General features: G+C 59.5%; 14 protein-coding genes. 3 read left to right on the top strand and 11 right to left on the bottom strand.

The window, feature by feature from the left end; all coding sequences use genetic code 11:
* Nucleotides 1–42 precede the first annotated feature (42 nt).
* The 10 genes from PQR62_RS15370 to PQR62_RS15325 form a co-directional block, all read right to left on the bottom strand.
* Entirely contained in the window at nt 43–2,874 is a 2,832-nt protein-coding gene (locus PQR62_RS15370; protein WP_408158845.1) for a motility hub landmark protein FimV, read from the bottom strand.
* Nucleotides 2,875–3,224: 350 nt separating this feature from the next.
* A complete protein-coding gene (gene asd, locus PQR62_RS15365; protein ID WP_408158971.1) occupies nt 3,225–4,337 on the bottom strand; it encodes an aspartate-semialdehyde dehydrogenase in 1,113 nt (370 codons plus the stop codon).
* Nucleotides 4,338–4,406: 69 nt separating this feature from the next.
* Entirely contained in the window at nt 4,407–5,477 is a 1,071-nt protein-coding gene (leuB, locus tag PQR62_RS15360) for a 3-isopropylmalate dehydrogenase (protein WP_408158844.1), read from the bottom strand.
* A 116-nt stretch (nt 5,478–5,593) separates the two neighbouring features.
* Nucleotides 5,594–6,241 carry a 3-isopropylmalate dehydratase small subunit gene (gene leuD / locus PQR62_RS15355; RefSeq protein ID WP_408158843.1) on the bottom strand — a complete coding sequence of 216 codons (648 nt, stop codon included), beginning with the start codon at nt 6,239–6,241 and terminating at the stop codon, nt 5,594–5,596.
* A 220-nt stretch (nt 6,242–6,461) separates the two neighbouring features.
* Nucleotides 6,462–6,599: an entericidin A/B family lipoprotein gene (locus PQR62_RS15350; RefSeq protein ID WP_408158842.1), complete on the bottom strand. Its 138-nt coding sequence runs from the start codon at nt 6,597–6,599 to the stop codon at nt 6,462–6,464.
* A 15-nt stretch (nt 6,600–6,614) separates the two neighbouring features.
* Nucleotides 6,615–8,015 carry a 3-isopropylmalate dehydratase large subunit gene (gene leuC / locus PQR62_RS15345; protein ID WP_408158841.1) on the bottom strand — a complete coding sequence of 467 codons (1,401 nt, stop codon included), beginning with the start codon at nt 8,013–8,015 and terminating at the stop codon, nt 6,615–6,617.
* 293 nt (nt 8,016–8,308) lie between these two features.
* Nucleotides 8,309–9,100, bottom strand: coding sequence for a M48 family metallopeptidase (locus tag PQR62_RS15340; protein ID WP_408158840.1), 792 nt, complete (start codon nt 9,098–9,100; stop codon nt 8,309–8,311).
* A 285-nt stretch (nt 9,101–9,385) separates the two neighbouring features.
* Nucleotides 9,386–10,474, bottom strand: coding sequence for a chorismate synthase (gene aroC, locus PQR62_RS15335; protein WP_408158839.1), 1,089 nt, complete (start codon nt 10,472–10,474; stop codon nt 9,386–9,388).
* Nucleotides 10,475–10,605: 131 nt separating this feature from the next.
* Nucleotides 10,606–12,501, bottom strand: coding sequence for an MFS transporter (locus tag PQR62_RS15330; protein WP_408158838.1), 1,896 nt, complete (start codon nt 12,499–12,501; stop codon nt 10,606–10,608).
* A gap of 236 nt (nt 12,502–12,737) precedes the next feature.
* Nucleotides 12,738–13,193, bottom strand: coding sequence for a CBS domain-containing protein (locus PQR62_RS15325; RefSeq protein WP_408158837.1), 456 nt, complete (start codon nt 13,191–13,193; stop codon nt 12,738–12,740).
* A gap of 207 nt (nt 13,194–13,400) precedes the next feature.
* Between PQR62_RS15325 and PQR62_RS15320 the strand changes: the two genes are divergently transcribed.
* Nucleotides 13,401–13,721 (top strand): Mpo1-like protein, encoded by a 321-nt coding sequence (locus PQR62_RS15320; protein ID WP_408158836.1) that lies wholly within the window; start codon nt 13,401–13,403, stop codon nt 13,719–13,721.
* Between the two features lie 49 nt (nt 13,722–13,770).
* Here PQR62_RS15320 and PQR62_RS15315 read toward each other — a convergent pair whose 3' ends face one another.
* Nucleotides 13,771–15,234 (bottom strand): YihY family inner membrane protein, encoded by a 1,464-nt coding sequence (locus tag PQR62_RS15315; RefSeq protein WP_408158835.1) that lies wholly within the window; start codon nt 15,232–15,234, stop codon nt 13,771–13,773.
* Nucleotides 15,235–15,716: 482 nt separating this feature from the next.
* Here PQR62_RS15315 and wrbA point away from each other — a divergent pair, with 482 nt between their 5' ends.
* Together wrbA and PQR62_RS15305 are read left to right on the top strand one after the other, a co-directional pair.
* Nucleotides 15,717–16,349, top strand: coding sequence for an NAD(P)H:quinone oxidoreductase (gene wrbA / locus PQR62_RS15310; RefSeq protein ID WP_408158834.1), 633 nt, complete (start codon nt 15,717–15,719; stop codon nt 16,347–16,349).
* 2 nt (nt 16,350–16,351) lie between these two features.
* A complete protein-coding gene (locus PQR62_RS15305) occupies nt 16,352–16,744 on the top strand; it encodes a DUF2069 domain-containing protein (protein ID WP_408158833.1) in 393 nt (130 codons plus the stop codon).
* Nucleotides 16,745–16,792 lie beyond the last annotated feature (48 nt).

The following is a 16,792-nucleotide window of genomic DNA, read 5'->3' as shown; positions in this document are numbered from 1 at the left end:
CGGCATCTGCCAGGAAGCTCATTCCCGATGCATCTGCGCTGCTCAGCTCAGCTTGGAGAGCATGTCTTTGGCGCGTGCAACCTGTGCATCGTTGCCGCCGCGCGTGACTTCTTCCAGCAATTCGCGGGCACCTTCCTTGTCGCCGATTTCCTGATAGGCCGCAGCCAGATCAAGCTTGGTCGTCATTTCGGCTTCGAAGGCAGACTCCTCGTCCTCTTCCAACAGTGAGCTGGCGGAAGGCGCAGGCGCACTTTCTTCTCCCGGCAGGTCGAGGCTGATGTCATTCAGGCTGACCGGCGGCGCCTCGTCCTTGGTATCCATCAGAGGCGAAGCACTAGGCGTCGGCACCAGCGGACTGTCGTCGGTACCGGCATCGCTGTCCAGATCCAGATCGAAATCGATCTTGTCGCCCAGCGACAGCGGTGGCGTAGCAGCGGCAGCAGCTTCAGCCGCCTTGAAATCGTTCAGATCGAAATCGAGGCCGTCTTCTTCAGGCTCAGGTTCCGGGACGGGCGCCGCAGGGGGGGCCGGAGGCGGCACGGGTACAGGCTCAACTTCAGCCACCGGTGCGACCGGAGCCACGGGAGTAACCGGCGCGGCCGCCGGGACTTCGGCTTCGAGTTTTTCTGCCTCGGCGCTGCCGCCATACAAGGGATTGGTCGGATCAAGCACGGCCCCCAGAATGACAGCCTTTTCCCAATCTTCGCCCTTGCCGCCGGTTGCCGCATGCAAATCGGTGGCGATCTTGTTGAAGTTGTCAACGTCCTGACGCTTGGCGTAAATTTCCAGCAGCTTGGAACGGATGGCATGGCGCTCAGGCTGAGTCTGCAAGGCCAGCTTGAGAATGTCCTCCGCTTGCTCGTCGCGACCGTAGGCGATGTACATATCGGCTTCGGCCAAAGGATCGACCTGGCTTTCGACCGGCGCCTCGGCAGGCTTGGCTTCTTCTTCCGTCTCAGCCGCTGCTACTGCTGCCGCAGCAGTCGCCGCAGCCACTGGCGCGGCGTCACTCGGCTTTTTTTTTGCTTCTTCCTCGCCTTTCTTGCGGCGACGTACCTGCATCACGCCCAAGGCGGCCAGCAAGGCGACAATCGCGCCGGCGCCCGGCAAGGTGTAGGGATTTTGCAGCAGTCCATCGAAGAAACCCGGCTTGGGCAGGGCTTTATCCAGACCTGGCGTGGGCTTTTCCGCTGCAGGAGCAGCTGCCGGGGCCGGAGCAGGTGTCGGAACGGCGGCGGGAGGGGCTTCGGGCTTGACCTCTGCTGCCGGCTCAGCCGGTTTGGCTTCCGCTGCAGCCGTTGCCGGAGTTGCGGGCGCTGCTGCTGCGGCTGCAGCCGCCTTGGCGGCCTGGTCGGCCTGCGCGGCTTCAGCGGCTTTTTGCTGATCGCTCAGGTCGGCCATGGCCTTGTTTTTCATTTCCAGCAATTTCTGCAGATCGCTGACGTTCTTTTCCAATTCCTTGACGCGGTCATTGGCATCCGCCAGCGCACGGTCGCTGGCCAGCTTGTCTTCCGCAGAAGCGCTGCCAGCCTTGCCGCCCTTTTCGGTGGCCCCGGCCTTGGACAGTTCGAGCTTGTCCTTGGCGTCACCGGTGGAGGATTTTTCTTCCACCTTGGCGGTAATCTTGCCGCCGCCGCTTTGTTTGGCTTCGCCTGCCGGCTTGCGTGCAGCATTATTGGCCACTTGCGAAGCCAGCTTGTTGCGATAAGCGTTGAAGTCCTGTGCTTGCGCCACAACGATGCCGCGCGCATCGCCCTGATCAATGGCAGAGGCCGCAGCCTGATCCGGCACGGCCAGAATCTTGCCGGCGCGCAGACGATTGATGTTGTCGCCCATGAAGGCATCCGGATTGGCGCGATACAGGGCAATCAGCATCTGATCCAGCGAGACACTGGCATTCTTATTGCGGGCAGCGATGCCGGCCAGGGTATCGCCCGGCTTGACGGTATAAGATTTGCCGCCGGCAGCCGCTGCAGTTGCGGGCGCGGCGTTATTTGCGGCAACTGGTGCTGCAGGTGCTGAAGCCGCAGGCTGGGCGATACTGCCCTGGGCCGTTTGCGATGGGGCCGGAGCAACAGGAGCGGCCGGCGCCGCAGGCTGCGCCGCTTCATTCTGAGCGCGGTAATTCTGGCTGCGGATCAATTCTTCGGCCAACGGCGAAGGAGCATCCTTCTGCACGATGCTTTCCACTGGTTCGTCGTCCGAAGCAGACGAAGAACCAGTTGGTCGGGCCGGCGCCGCAGCAGTTGCCGGTACCGATGCCGGGGCAGGAGTTGCTGCCGCCGGTGCGGTCGGCGCAGGCGCTGCCGGCGCTGGCGGCGTAACCGCCGCGCGCAGCGAAGGCACGGACGGCGCTGCTGCCTGGCTTGGCGGAACTGCAGGCGCCGCCGGAGCCGTCTGTGCTGCAGGCGCCACGGGAGCCACCTGAGCGGCGCGCGGTGCGCGGCTGTCTGGCGGATCCAGCAGGAAAGTGTATTCGCGCACCAGCTTGTTGCTGCCGCTGCCGCTCAACTCCACCAGCAGATCGACAAACAGTTCATTCATCGGCTGCGGCGAGCTGATACGGACGAAATGCCGCCCCTGCCTCTGCTCGACCGCAAAACTCAGCGATGACAGCACCGGATTGAAATCCACCTTGGCGCGATTGAAAGCCTCAGGCGGCGCCAGGCTGGCAGCCAGCTTGCCGACTTCTTGCGGCGTCACCGAAGTCAGCTCGATCTCGGCGCGCAGCGGCTGTCCCAGCGAGGACAACACGGTCAGTTTGCCCAGACTCGCAGCATGCGCCGCCAGCGGCAAGGACAAAGCCAGCGTCAGCGCGATGCTGAGTTTCGAGAGGGGAGATCGGGGGAGCTTGCTATTTGTATTCAGAGGCATATTTATATGGCGTAGAGAGACGTTCCGCTAAAGAGCCTGAAAACCAGCACCCATTTCATCAAATCCAGCAAATCCAGCCACGGATTCGGGTGCCGGCGGCTGCGTGAACCCACGCCTGCCTCAGCATTCCAGCCGTATTTTATTGGCTTTCATGAAATGAATTTCGATTTTCAACATATCATCAAGAACTTACACCCGCAAGTGTAACCAAGTTCTCAAGATGTGAAAAACCCGCCAAGGTCCATGACGACGGACCTTGGCGGGCTATTGTTGCAGACTGACAACGACCTGCGCAAGCTTTCAGGTGATGCAGTTTGCGATTTGGCTCAGGTTCTACTGAAAACCGGACTTCAGTTCAGGTTGCCCAGAATGATGCGCAGCATGCGGCGCAGCGGTTCTGCCGCACCCCACAGCAACTGGTCGCCGATCACGAAGGCAGAAATGTATTCCGGCCCCTGATTCAGCTTGCGCACGCGGCCTACGCCGATCTCCAGACCGCCGGTTACCGCCGCCGGCGTCAATTCCTTGACGGTCGCCGGACGTTCGTTCGGCACCCATTTCACCCACTGGTTGCCCGAGCGGATGATGGATTCGATTTCCGACAGAGGCAGATCGCGCTTGAGCTTGATGGTCAGCGCCAGACTGTGGCAACGCATCGCGCCGATACGCACGCACAGGCCGTCGACCGGAATGGCCTTCTCGTTGCCGAGGATCTTGTTGACTTCGGCCTGGCCCTTCCACTCTTCCTTGGACTGGCCGTTTTCCAGCTGCGCGTCGATCCATGGGATCAGACCACCGGCCAGTGGTGCGCCGAAGAACTCAGTCGGCACATCTTCGCGGATGGTCTTGGCAACCTTGCGATCGATGTCCAGAATTGCCGACGACGGCGTCGCCAGCTCTTCAGCCACGGCCGCATTGATCACGCCCATGCCCTTGAGCAGTTCGCGCATGTGGTTCGCGCCGCCGCCCGAAGCCGCCTGATAGGTCATGGAACTGACCCACTCGACCAGACCTTCCTTGAACAGACCGCCCACACCCATCAGCAGAATGGAGTTGGTGCAGTTGCCGCCGATGTAGTTCTTGACGCCCTTGGCCAACGCGTCATTGATGACGTTGTTGTTGACCGGATCGAGCACGATCACGGCATCATCCTTCATGCGCAGGGTCGATGCAGCATCGATCCAGTAACCATCCCAGCCTGCGGCACGCAACTTGGGGAAGATGTCGGTGGTGTAGTCGCCACCCTGCGCGGTAATAATGATGTCGCATTTTTTCAGCTCATCAATGCTGTTGGCGTCTTTCAGCGTCGTTGCCGTTTTGGCGAACGACGGCGCTTTACCGCCTGCATTCGAGGTCGAAAAAAATACCGGTTCGATGTGATCGAAATCACCTTCGTCCTGCATGCGTTGCATCAGGACCGAACCCACCATTCCACGCCAGCCAACTAAACCAACCAGTTTCATCATCTTTCCCTATGAGTGACTTCCATCATCAATTAAAAAACTACAGCGTTAAAAAAACCACTAGCAAGCTTAGCCCAAAGCTTTGACGACTGCGTCGCCCATTTCCTTGGTGCTGACCTTGGTCGTGCCCTCTTCATAAATATCGGCAGTGCGCAATCCTTGCGCAAGCACTTTCTTCACCGCCGATTCAATACGGTCGGCCTGCTCGGCCTTGTTCAGCGAGAAGCGCAGCATCATCGCTGCCGACAGAATCGTCGCCAGCGGATTGGCAATGCCCTTGCCGGCGATATCAGGCGCCGAACCGTGCGACGGCTCGTACAGGCCCTTGTTGTTGGCATCCAGCGACGCCGACGGCAGCATGCCGATTGAACCGGTCAGCATCGCTGCTGCGTCCGACAGGATATCGCCAAACATGTTGCCGGTGACGATCACGTCGAAGTTCTTCGGCGCCTTGACCAGTTGCATCGCTGCATTGTCCACATACATGTGGGTCAGTTCGACTTGCGGATATTCTTTATGCACATCGGTGACGATGTCTTTCCAGAACTGGAAAGTCTCCAGCACGTTGGCCTTGTCGACGCTGCACAGACGGTTGCCGCGCTTGGCCGCAGCCTGGAACGCGACGTGTGCGATGCGACGGATTTCCGGCTCGCTGTAGCGCATGGTATCAAAGCCTTCGCGCGCCCCCTTGAATGGACCGTCAGGCGCTTCGCGCATGCCGCGTGGCTGGCCGAAATAGATGTCGCCGTTCAGTTCGCGCACGATCAGGATATCCAGACCCGCCACCAGTTCAGGCTTGAGCGAGGAAGCGCCGGTCAGTTCCGGATAGCAGATTGCAGGGCGGAAATTGGCGAACAGTTGCAGATGCTTGCGCAGACCCAGAATTGCCTGCTCGGGACGCAATGCGCGCTCCAGCTTGTCGTACTTCCAGTCGCCGACAGCCCCGAACAGAATCGCGTCGGATTCCTTGGCCAGCTTCAGCGTGCCGTCCGGCAGCGGATGACCGTGCGCCTCATAGCCGGCGCCGCCGACCGGCGCACTTTCCATCTCGAACTTTTCGCCCAGCGAATTCAATACAAGCACCGCCTGATCGATGATTTCCGGTCCGATGCCGTCTCCCGGCAGAATTGCAATTTTCATAGCGCTCACTTTTTATCTGAAAAATGGAGGAAACGGGCGGCTACGTCGTAGCCACCCGTCCATACAGCCCACTGCGAGTTTCGTTCTGATCGGCTAGCCTACTACAGCTGGCGCAATCAGATCGTGTTGCTCAGCCAGGGCTGCTCGTGAATGTGTTTTTCTTCGAATGCGCGGATTTTATCCGACTGGCGCAAGGTCAGGCCGATATCGTCGAAGCCGTTGAGCAGACAATATTTGCGGAATTCACTGATATCGAACGGGAAAGTCTGACTGCCGTTCGGGGTCGTGACGATCTGTTTTTCCAGATCGATGGTCAGGCGGTAGCCCGGGAAAGCCTTGACTTCATTGAACAGGTGATCGACCTGCTGCTCGGACAAGACGATAGGCAACAAGCCGTTCTTGTAGCAGTTATTGAAGAAGATGTCGGCGAAGCTCGGCGCGATCACGGCGCGGAAACCGAACTGATCCAGCGCCCATGGCGCGTGTTCGCGCGAGGAGCCGCAGCCGAAATTCTTGCGCGCCAGCAGCACCGATGCGCCTTGGTAGCGTGCCTGATTCAGCACGAAATCCGGATTGAGCGGCCGATGGGTGTTGTCCATGCCGGGTTCGCCATGATCCAGATAACGCCATTCGTCGAACAGGTTGGGGCCGAAGCCGCTGCGCTTGATCGACTTCAGGAATTGCTTGGGAATGATGGCATCGGTATCGACATTGGCGCGATCAAGTGGAGCAACCAAGCCGTCGTGGACGATAAATTTATTCATGACATGTTGCGATCAAGGCTGGACGATTGGGCTTGCTGCTGCCTCACATGCGTTGGGAGCGATGACCGGCTTCCTATTTAATCTCGTAAATCAATCAAGTAATTCGATCGGGCAAATCGGGGCATTCGAATCACGCAAAACAACTTGCCTCGGACTTTGAAAACGGGCCGACCGGCATCGCCGGATCAGACCCGCCCCGCATCGAATTGCTGATCGCTGCTTACTTGTTGCGATCAGACGAACTTTGCATCTTTTCGCCGACGTGTTCCACATCCTTGCCGAAACCGTTCACGGTATTGCAGCCCGCCAGCACAGTGACGGATGCGATCAGCAGAAACAGAGCAGTGATTTTTTTCATATTTTCCCTCTTCGATTACAAAGAACGCACATCAACGAAATGTCCTGCGATACCTGCCGCAGCAGCCATCGCCGGACTGACCAAATGAGTACGGCCGCCGGCGCCCTGGCGACCTTCGAAATTACGGTTGGAGGTCGATGCGCAACGCTCGCCCGGCTCCAGACGGTCGGCATTCATGGCCAGACACATTGAGCAACCCGGCTCCCGCCATTCGAAACCGGCATCCTTGAAAATGCGATCCAGACCTTCGCGTTCAGCCTGTTCCTTGACCAGGCCGGAGCCAGGCACCACCATCGCCAGCTTGACATTGGAGGCGCGGAACTTGCCGCGCACCACGGCTGCCGCTTCGCGCAGATCTTCGATGCGCGAATTGGTGCAGGAACCGATAAACACCTTGTCGATACGGATATCTTCGATCGGCGTGTTGGGCTTCAGGGCCATGTAAGCCAGCGCCTTTTCCATGCCGTCGCGCTTGGTCGCGTCTTTTTCCTTGTCCGGATCGGGAATGCGGCTGTCCACCGACACCACCATCTCGGGCGAAGTACCCCAGGTCACCTGCGGCTTGACTTCGCTGGCATTGAGCGTGACCACCAGGTCGAACTTGGCGCCGACGTCGGTATGCAGCGTGCGCCAATACGTGACGGCGCGCTCCCAGTGCGGGCCGGAAGGCGAATAAGGGCGACCCTTCAGATAATTCATGGTGGTGTCGTCAAACGCCACCATACCGGCGCGAGCGCCCGCTTCGATCGCCATGTTGCAGACCGTCATGCGGCCTTCCATGGACAGCGAACGGATCGCCGAACCGGCAAATTCGATGGCATAACCGGTGCCGCCTGCGGTACCGATCTTGCCGATCACGGCCAGCACGATGTCCTTGGCGGTGACGCCGGTCGGCAGTGCGCCGTCGACCTGCACCAGCATTGCCTTGGATTTGCGCGCCAGCAGCGTTTGCGTGGCCAGCACGTGTTCGACTTCGGAGGTGCCGATGCCGTGTGCCAGCGCAGCGAAAGCACCGTGTGTGGAAGTGTGGGAATCACCGCAGACCACGGTCATGCCGGGCAGGGTCGCGCCCTGCTCAGGCCCGATCACGTGCACGATGCCCTGGCGCTTGTCGTTCATGCCGAAATAGGTCAGACCGTATTCCTTGGCGTTGGCGTCCAGCGTTTCAACCTGCAGGCGGGAAATCGGATCGGCAATGCCGTTGGCGCGATCAGTGGTCGGCACATTGTGATCGGCGACGACCAGATTGGCGGCGTTACGCCATGGTTGACGTCCGGCTAGCTTGAGGCCTTCGAAGGCTTGCGGGCTGGTCACCTCGTGGAGCAGATGGCGGTCGATATACAGAGTGGCGGTGCCGTCATCTTCTGTATGAACGACATGCGACTCCCAGAGTTTGTCGTAAAGCGTCTTGAACATGATTGCAATCGTGTGCAGGAGGGGCACTGGTCGTTGAAAATAGCATTTGATTATGCCATAAAGCGCCGCGCCTTATGTGGCCTCCGGCATTTTCCGCTGCGCAGCAACAACGGCCAGAAATGCTGCGAAGCACCAAAAAAAACGCAGAAGAAAACGAGTGTCGCTTCAAACCCGGTATTTTTTGACTCTAGACTGACAACGCTTTATTGCAATGCCGCCGGCCATTTCCGCTGCTGCATTGGCAAGGCCGGGCAGGTCCCTTGGCCGCATACGCCCGCCCGTCCGTCTACAGCTCAGCGCGTCTGCCTGGTTTGCTGATAAAGCGGCTGCACGCGCTCTGCGTATACGGTGAGATCGCTGATGCGGTCGGCGCTCGACGGGTGAGTCGACATGAACTTCATCGGCTCGGCCCCGCCGATCTTGGCCATTTTCTGCCACAGCGTGATCGCCGCCTTCGGATCGTAGCCGGCGCGCGCCGCCAGTTCCACGCCGATGCGGTCGGCCTCGGTCTCATGCGAGCGCGAGTTCGGCAAGCCCATCAAGCCCATATAGGCATATTGCGCGCCCTGCTTGCCCAGATCGCCTATCCCCAGCAAAGAAGAGCCGATGGAAATCGCCGAACCTGCAACCGCCTGCTCGGAAGCGCGTTCGCGCGCATGTTCACGCAAGGCGTGGGCAATTTCATGTCCCATCACGGCCGCCAGTTCATCGTCGGTAATCTTCAGCTTGTCGATCAGACCGGAGTAGACCGCGATCTTGCCGCCCGGCATGCACCAGGCATTGGCTTCGTCCGAGGTGATCACGTTGACTTCCCAGTTCCACTTGAGCGCATCGGGACGGAACACGCCGGTCTGCGGAATCAGGCGATTGGCGATGGCGCGCACGCGCTGCACCTGCGCCGCATTGCGATTCAGATTGCCCTTGGCTTTTTGTTCATTGAGCAACTGCACATATTCCTTGTCGGCGGCCGCATTCATTTCCTGCGAACTCACCAGCATCTGCTGCTTGCGATCGATGCCGACCGCGCCGCCTTGTGTGGTCTGCACCGTTTCGCAGGCAACCAGACTGCCCAAGGCAAGAACCATGAGCGTCTGTTTGAAAATTGTTGTGCCGCGTGCCATACCCACCTCCATATTCGTGTTTGAAATTATTCGAGAAGTGCGTCGCCATGAAAGCATGAAACATCATTCGCATTCAAGCTGCGCCGCTTTTTCCAGCAGCGTATGACCAAGCGATCGCGGCATGGTTCGCACGAAAAAAAGCCGTTGCGTCGAAATATCGATGCAACGGCTCGCTTTTTCCTTACAAGTCACTTGAATCTGCATTCCGCAATACCAAGCGCGCCGCAGAAATCAGACTTGCTCAGCGCGTCAGCGAATCTGCGGCGTGTCCACCCTGACGTCGCCGCATTGGGCGCGATGACGTAGCGCGTGATCCATCAGCACCAGCGCCAGCATGGCTTCCGCAATCGGCGTGGCGCGGATGCCGACGCAAGGATCGTGACGTCCGAAGGTTTCGACTTCCGTCGAATTCCCGGCCTTGTCGATCGAGGGACGCGGCGAGCGGATGCTTGACGTCGGCTTGATGGCGATCGAAGCAGTGATGTCTTGCCCGGTCGAAATACCGCCCAGCACGCCGCCGGCATTGTTGCCGACAAAACCCGTCGGCGTCAGCGCATCGCCGTGCTCGGTGCCCTTCTGCGCCACCGACTTGAAGCCGGCACCGATTTCCACGCCCTTGACGGCGTTGATTCCCATCAAGGCATAGGCGATTTCGGCGTCGAGCTTGTCGTAAATCGGTTCGCCCAGCCCGACCGGCACGTTCTGCGCAATCACATCGATGCGCGCGCCGCAGGAATCACCGTCCTTGCGCAGCGCATCCATATAGTCTTCCAGCTGAGGAATGATGCTGGCATTGGCGGCAAAGAACGGGTTCTCACGCACATGCTCCCAGGACTCGAAGGGAATCGCGATGTCGCCGAGCTGGCTCATGCAGCCCTTGAACGTAGTGCCGAATTTTTCGAACAGCCATTTCTTGGCGACTGCCGCAGCGCCGACCACCGGCGCTGTCAGACGCGCCGAGGAACGGCCGCCGCCGCGCGGATCGCGAATGCCGTATTTATGCCAATAGGTGTAATCGGCGTGACCGGGACGGAAAGTCTCCAGCAGATTGCCATAGTCCTTGCTGCGCTGATCCTGATTGCGGATCAGCAGCGCAATCGGCGTGCCGGTGGTTTTACCTTCGAACACGCCCGACAGAATTTCGACCGTGTCCGGCTCCTGGCGCTGCGTCACGTGACGCGAAGTACCGGGCTTGCGGCGATCCAGCTCAGGCTGGATGTCGGCTTCCGACAGGCTCATGCCCGGTGGGCAGCCGTCGATCACGCAGCCGATGGCCGGGCCGTGGGATTCGCCGAAGGTCGTAACGGTAAATAAAGTGCCGAAGGTATTGCCGGACATGGTCGATTCGCTGAAAAACGGGGAAAGACCGTGATTCTATCAGCCCCTCCCCGCCGGCACCATGCAGCATGTCATGAAGCAGTGCTCTTACAAGGGCGCTGCGACGCACTTATTTCCGGCTTGATGCCTGCCTACTTCCAGTGCCCGCGCAGGCTTTGCACCCGCTCCTGCAGCAATTCGGGCGTGACCTGCGCGGCCGGAATTTCCTCGCCGACCGCCAGTTCCAGCCGCGAAAACGGACCTCGCCGGAAACCGCGATGGAAGGGATTGGTCTTGTCGCGCGTCAGCAAACTGCCCCACAGACCGCGCAAGGCCAGCGGGATCACCGGCACCGGCGAACGCTCGATGATTTTCTTGACGCCGCTCTTGAAGGGATTCATTTCGCCGTTGGTCGTCAGCTTGCCTTCCGGGAAGATGCAAACCAGATCGCCCTCATGCAGCGCCTGAGCGATATCGACGTAAGCCTTTTCCATCAGCCATGGATCTTCCTTGGCCGGCGCAATCGGAATCGCCTTGGCGGTGCGAAACACCCAGGACAGCACCGGTATCTTGAAGATGCGGTGATCCATCACGAAGCGGATCGGACGCGGGCTAGCCGCCATGATCACGATCGCGTCGACGTAGCTGACGTGATTGCAGACCAGCACTGCCGCACCCTGGGCGGGAATCGCCTCGCCATTGATCACACGCACGCGGTGAATGGTGTGGATCAGAATCCAGGCCAGGAAGCGCATCAAAAATTCCGGCACCAGCGAGAAGATATACAGCGCCACCACCGCATTCAGGATGGCCGTGGTCAGGAAGATTTCCGGAATCGTGAAACCGGAGCGCAGCAACACCATCGCCACCAGCGCCGCCACCACCATGAACAGCGAATTCATGATGTTCATGCCGGCGATGGTGCGCGAAACGTGAGCCGGATCGCAACGGGTCTGAATCAGCGCGAACAGCGGCACGATGTACAGGCCGCCGAACACGCCGATGGCGATGCAGTCGATCAGAATGCGCCAGCTGCCCGACTGCGCCAGAAAGCCGGCCAGATCAAGCGACGTGGTCAGCGCCGTACCGCCATAGGCGACGCTGGCGAAATACAACTCCAGCCCGAACACCGACAGACCGATGGAGCCGAACGGCACCAGACCGATTTCCACCTTGTGTCCGGAGAGCCTTTCGCACAGCAGCGAACCGGCGCCGATGCCGACTGAAAACACCGCCAGCAGCAGCACGAATACACTGTGATCGCCATGCAGATAATTCTTCGCGTACAGCGGGAATTGCGCCAGCATGATGGCGCCGTAGAACCAGAACCAGGAATTGCCCAGCAGCGACAGAAACACAGGACGATTGCGGCGCGAGAAACCGAGATTGCGCACGGTCTCGGTGAAGGGATTCCAGTTGATCTTCAGCTCAGGCGCCGGCGCCGGCGACTTCGGAATGGCCAGACTGGCCAGCCAGCCCAGCACCGCGATCGCCAGGGTCGCGCCAGCCACCAGCTGCAAACCCCAGGTCTTTTGCACCACCAGCACCGCCCCCAGAATCTCGCCGAGCAGAATGCCGACAAAGGTGCCCATTTCGATCACGCCATTGCCGCCCACCAATTCTTCGCGCTTGAGCTGCTGCGGCAGATAGGCATATTTGACCGGGCCGAAAATCGTTGAATGAATGCCCATGCCGACCACCGCCGCCACCAGCAGCCACAGATGATGCGTCATCCAGCCGAAGGCGGCGATAGCCATGATGGCGATTTCCAGCAACTTGACGTAGCGCGCGACACGGCCTTTTTCCAGCTTGTCGGCGAGCTGCCCGGCGGTGGCTGAAAACAGGAAGAACGGCAGGATGAACAAACCCGGAATCAGGTTGTTGAGCAGACCGGTGTCCATGGTGGTCCAGCTCAGCGCGTCGTAGGTCAGAATCGTCAGCAGCGCGGTCTTGAAAACGTTGTCGTTGAGTGCGCCCAGAAACTGGGTCCAGAAAAAGGGAGCAAAACGACGTTGGGCAAGCAGGGCAAACTGATTGTTCTTGCGCATGGAAGATTCAGAGTGGGTGAGAAAAACAGGCGCTGCCGCAGGACATTGCGACAACCCAATAAAAAACCGTTCACAAAGGAACGGTTTGCATTGTATTTCAACTTCAGCGAGCCGGGCCGTGGGCGCACCAGATGCCGACCTCCGCCCAAACGAAAACCGGATCGATTCCGTCGATCCGGCTCAATCACTGAGCCCAAGGGCCGGGCTCAGATCAGCTATTTCAGCTCAGGTATTGCTTAGGTATTGTTTTCTTCGTGCTCGGCCGGCCAGTCGCGAATGTAGGCTTTCAGCATCTTGTTCTCGAAGCCTTGCGCATCCAGCACGGCTTTGGCGACGTCGTAAAACGACATCACGCCCAGCAGCGTGCGGGCATCCATCACCGGCATGTAGCGCGTGTGCTTTTCCAGCATGATGCGGCGCACTTCGTTGAGGTCGGTGTCCGGCGTGACGGTAATCGGGGAATCGTCCATGTGCTTGCGCACGGTGCTGCCGTCCAGTGAACCGCCGCTCTTGTGCAAGGTATTCAACACTTCGCGGAAAGTCAGCATGCCGACCAGTTCGCCGTATTCCATCACGACCAGCGAACCGATATCTTTTTCCGCCATGGCCGCCACCGCTTCCACAATCGGCGTTTCCGGCGTCACGGTGAACAGGATATTGCCTTTGACCTTGAGGATTTCAGAGACTTTCATGATGTCATCCTAAATTATTGTGCTATCTGGACTTTAGCCGATGCCTTGCGAAAAATCCAATTTCGCTCTATGCGGCGGCGTGGGAATACATGGTACGAGCATTGCGGCCGTTTGGGCAACCGCAAAAGGGGTCTGTACAAAGTATTTCATTGAATAGCGCATGGTTTGCGACTAGGCTGAAGCATGCTCATCCAACGGGAGCCGACCATGCCTACCGTCTTGCATCAGCGGAAACACACGCGCTTCGCCGAGTTCTATCCTGCCTATCTGAGCGAACACTCGCATCGAAAGTCGCGCCAGCTGCACTTCCTCGGTTCCACCCTCGCGCTGCTGTGTCTGATCATGCTGATGCTCACGCACAGCCTGTGGTGGCTGCTGGCGGCGCTGATCTGCGGTTACGGTCTGGCCTGGAGCGGCCATTACGTCTACGAGAAAAATCGCCCGACCAGTCTGCGCCATCCGGTCTACTCGTTCATCGGCGACTGGGTGATGTACTGGCAGATGCTGACCGGGCAGATTTCGTTCTGATTGTTTTACCCTGCGCACTGCACATCCGTTTGCAGCGCAGCATTCCCCTTCAGCGCGGCCAGCGAAAGGCTTTGGCCGGATGCGGACGCGCCGCTGCTGATTCAAGCTGATCCGCCTTCTCTTCATTTTTCTCAGGCAGGTTCTGCTGCAGCAAAGTCTGCGAGCGTGGCGCCGGCATCATCGCTACGGCCGGACGCAAAGAGGCGTCCAGGCTGTCACCGCCCTGCCGCTGCGCTTCAAAATAATCCGACAGCGATTGCCCCAGTACGCCATTGATCGCCGCCTCGACACTGTCGGCCAGTTGCCGTTCTTCGCCTGCATCCACATGCAGCGGATCAAAGACGAACAGGCGATAGACGTCCGACAGCTTCAATACATCCGGATTGCTGACCAGCGTCCAGCGATCCAGACCGTCTTCGTTACTGCGGCCCCAGGCGGATTTCTTTTTGGGCGCGTCGGCCTTGATCGAACCGACCCAGCCGCACTCCAGCATCTTCTGCAGCAAGGTCTGCACTTCATCCAGTCCCAGCTTGGTTTCGAATCGCAAAGTACCGATATCAACCACCGATGAATCGCCGCCCGCGCGCGCGCGATACAAATGCTTGAGCACCTGCATGGCGTCGATGAATTCGCTGCCCGGCGAGGCCACATGCCACCAGCGCTCATAGCGCACCACCGGCAAGGCAGCCGCCAGCAAGGCCCCGAGCAAGGTAATCATCCACAGCATGTAGATCCACACCAAAAAGATCGGCAGCGCCGCGACGGCGCCGTACACCATGGTGTAGGTCGGGAATTTCAGGATGTAGACGGCGAACAGGCGCTTGGCGATTTCCACGCCGACGCCGGCCAGCAGACCGCCCGCCAGCGCATCGCGCCAATCCACCGACTGGCTCGGCACCGCGCTGTACATGAAGGTGAACACGGCGGTGGTCAGCAGCACCGACACCAGCGTGTAAAAGGTCGCGCCCAGCCACGGCAGGCTATTGACCGCGCCGCTGGTGGCGCCCGAGATATAAGAAGTCACACTGATGGAAACGCCGATCAGCAGCGGGCCCAGCGTAATGATGGCCCAGTACACCAGCACCCGCTGCAGCAGCGGGCGCGAATTCTTGATGCGCCAGATCTGATTGAACACGCGCTCGATGGTCGCCATGGTCATCACCGACGTGAACACCAGCGCGATACCGCCGACCGCCGACAAGCGCGCCGACTTCGAGGCGAACTGATTGAGCGAATTGAGGATGGTGTTGGCGACGCCCTTGGGCATCAGGTTCTGGACAAAGTAAGCTTCCAGCGCCGCGCGAAACGTACCGAACAGCGGAAATGCGGTGAAGATGGCCAGCGCGATGGTCAGCATCGGCACCAGCGAGAGGATGGTGGTGAACGTCAGACTGCCAGCCACTTGCGGCAGGCGGTCCTCGCCCAGCCGGCGCCCGGCGAAGCGCAGCAGGTCGCGCAACTGTTGACGGTTCAATCCGCGCATATGCGTCACTGAAAATTTGAAAGAAGACATGCAGACAGCCTGAAACAAAAGACAGCCTGTGAAGACTGTCGCGGATTTTTGCCGCTTGCCTGACGCGCTGGCGCGAGAGATCCGGCGAAAATACCGTTAAACCATACGAATTCATCTCATCCTGCGTGCGATCCGGGCAAGACAATGTCACTTACCAAAGCCGACGCAGATGATTTCCACACTAGTCGCGCATCGTCTTTTTCAACGATGTGCTGCGAATATGCTTTGAACTTACATCGAACCTTCTCGAAATTTCGAGGTAAGCCGCGATGTGACAGCCCGGATTATCGCCCAAGCAGGAACAAAACTCTACGCCGGCGCGGGCGCAGTCGCAATTCCGCCTCAATACGCCCAATCCCGCCGTGATATCGGCCAGCGCCCGGCAGCTCCGCGGCCCTCGCTCTCAATCTTGATTGCAGGAGGCGATAAAGCCGTCTTTTTCGCTGCAGAGCAACATCCGAAACGCCAATATAATAAAGCTCATGAACTCCGCTCAATCTCCCCGTTCCACTATCGACAGCCCCACCACAATTCTGGTGCTTTATTACTCGCGCCACGGTTCCACCCGCAAGCTCGCCGAACTGATCGCCCAGGGCGTGGAAAGCGTCAGCGGCTGCGACGCCCGCCTGCGCACGGTGCCGGCGGTATCGACCGTGACCGAAGCGACAGCGCCGGAGATCCCGGCCGATGGTGCGCCTTACGTCGAAGCCGCCGATCTGGAGCAATGCCACGGCCTGGCGCTGGGTTCGCCGACCCGCTTCGGCAACATGGCCGCCGCCATGAAATATTTCTGGGATGGCACCGCCCCGCAATGGCTGTCCGGCAGCCTGTCGGGCAAACCTGCCAGCGTGTTCACATCGACCGGCAGCATGCACGGCGGTCAGGAGTCGACCCTGCTGTCGATGATGATCCCGCTGCTGCATCACGGCATGCTGCTGCTCGGCCTGCCCTATACCCATCCGCAACTGATGAATACCAGCAGTGGCGGCTCGCCTTACGGCGCCAGCCACTGGTCGGGCGTCAACGGCAACCAGCCGCTGTCCGACGATTCGCGCACCCTGGCCATCGCGCTGGGCAAACGGCTGGCTGAAACGGCACAGACCCTACGGAGATAAGCATGCAAAACCGCGCCCGCATTTTTCATCTGGTCGCCGCCGCCAGCCTGATCGCGCTGATCCTGCTGTGCGTGGCCTGGGAACTGATACTGGCGCCGCTGCGACCGGGCGGTTCCTGGATGGTGCTCAAGGTGATTCCGCTGCTGCTGCCCTTGCGCGGCGTGCTCAAGCGCGACGTCTACACCATGCAATGGTCGTCCATGCTGATTCTGGCCTATCTGGCCGAAGGGCTGGTGCGCGCCACCAGCGACCACGGCTCGACCTCGATCATGCTGGGCTGGGCCGAAGTGGCGCTGAGCTGCATTTATTTCTTCTGCGCCATTCTGTATCTGCATCCTTTCAAGAAAGCCGCCAAGGAGCTGGCGCGCCGCGCCATTCAAAAGGCGTCGCAATAAGCAACAAAGCAAACTGAGCCATCAGGCCGAACCGGTCTGATGGCGCTT

This window comes from Herbaspirillum lusitanum, from assembly GCF_046025995.1.
GTDB classification, from domain to species: domain Bacteria; phylum Pseudomonadota; class Gammaproteobacteria; order Burkholderiales; family Burkholderiaceae_D; genus Herbaspirillum; species Herbaspirillum lusitanum_A.
Note: the sequence above shows the minus strand (reverse complement) of the source record. Positions and strands in the feature narration are given on the sequence as shown.

Coding starts and splice junctions, on each gene's coding strand:
- leuD (WP_408158843.1), bottom strand. CDS start 6,241: ATGAATAAATTTATCGTCCACGACGGCTTGGTTGCTCCACTTGATCGC.
- PQR62_RS15305 (WP_408158833.1), top strand. CDS start 16,352: ATGCAAAACCGCGCCCGCATTTTTCATCTGGTCGCCGCCGCCAGCCTG.
- wrbA (WP_408158834.1), top strand. CDS start 15,717: ATGAACTCCGCTCAATCTCCCCGTTCCACTATCGACAGCCCCACCACA.
- PQR62_RS15330 (WP_408158838.1), bottom strand. CDS start 12,501: ATGCGCAAGAACAATCAGTTTGCCCTGCTTGCCCAACGTCGTTTTGCT.
- PQR62_RS15315 (WP_408158835.1), bottom strand. CDS start 15,234: ATGTCTTCTTTCAAATTTTCAGTGACGCATATGCGCGGATTGAACCGT.
- leuC (WP_408158841.1), bottom strand. CDS start 8,015: ATGTTCAAGACGCTTTACGACAAACTCTGGGAGTCGCATGTCGTTCAT.
- PQR62_RS15370 (WP_408158845.1), bottom strand. CDS start 2,874: ATGCCTCTGAATACAAATAGCAAGCTCCCCCGATCTCCCCTCTCGAAA.
- PQR62_RS15320 (WP_408158836.1), top strand. CDS start 13,401: ATGCCTACCGTCTTGCATCAGCGGAAACACACGCGCTTCGCCGAGTTC.
- asd (WP_408158971.1), bottom strand. CDS start 4,337: ATGAAACTGGTTGGTTTAGTTGGCTGGCGTGGAATGGTGGGTTCGGTC.
- PQR62_RS15350 (WP_408158842.1), bottom strand. CDS start 6,599: ATGAAAAAAATCACTGCTCTGTTTCTGCTGATCGCATCCGTCACTGTG.
- PQR62_RS15340 (WP_408158840.1), bottom strand. CDS start 9,100: ATGGTTCTTGCCTTGGGCAGTCTGGTTGCCTGCGAAACGGTGCAGACC.
- aroC (WP_408158839.1), bottom strand. CDS start 10,474: ATGTCCGGCAATACCTTCGGCACTTTATTTACCGTTACGACCTTCGGC.
- PQR62_RS15325 (WP_408158837.1), bottom strand. CDS start 13,193: ATGAAAGTCTCTGAAATCCTCAAGGTCAAAGGCAATATCCTGTTCACC.
- leuB (WP_408158844.1), bottom strand. CDS start 5,477: ATGAAAATTGCAATTCTGCCGGGAGACGGCATCGGACCGGAAATCATC.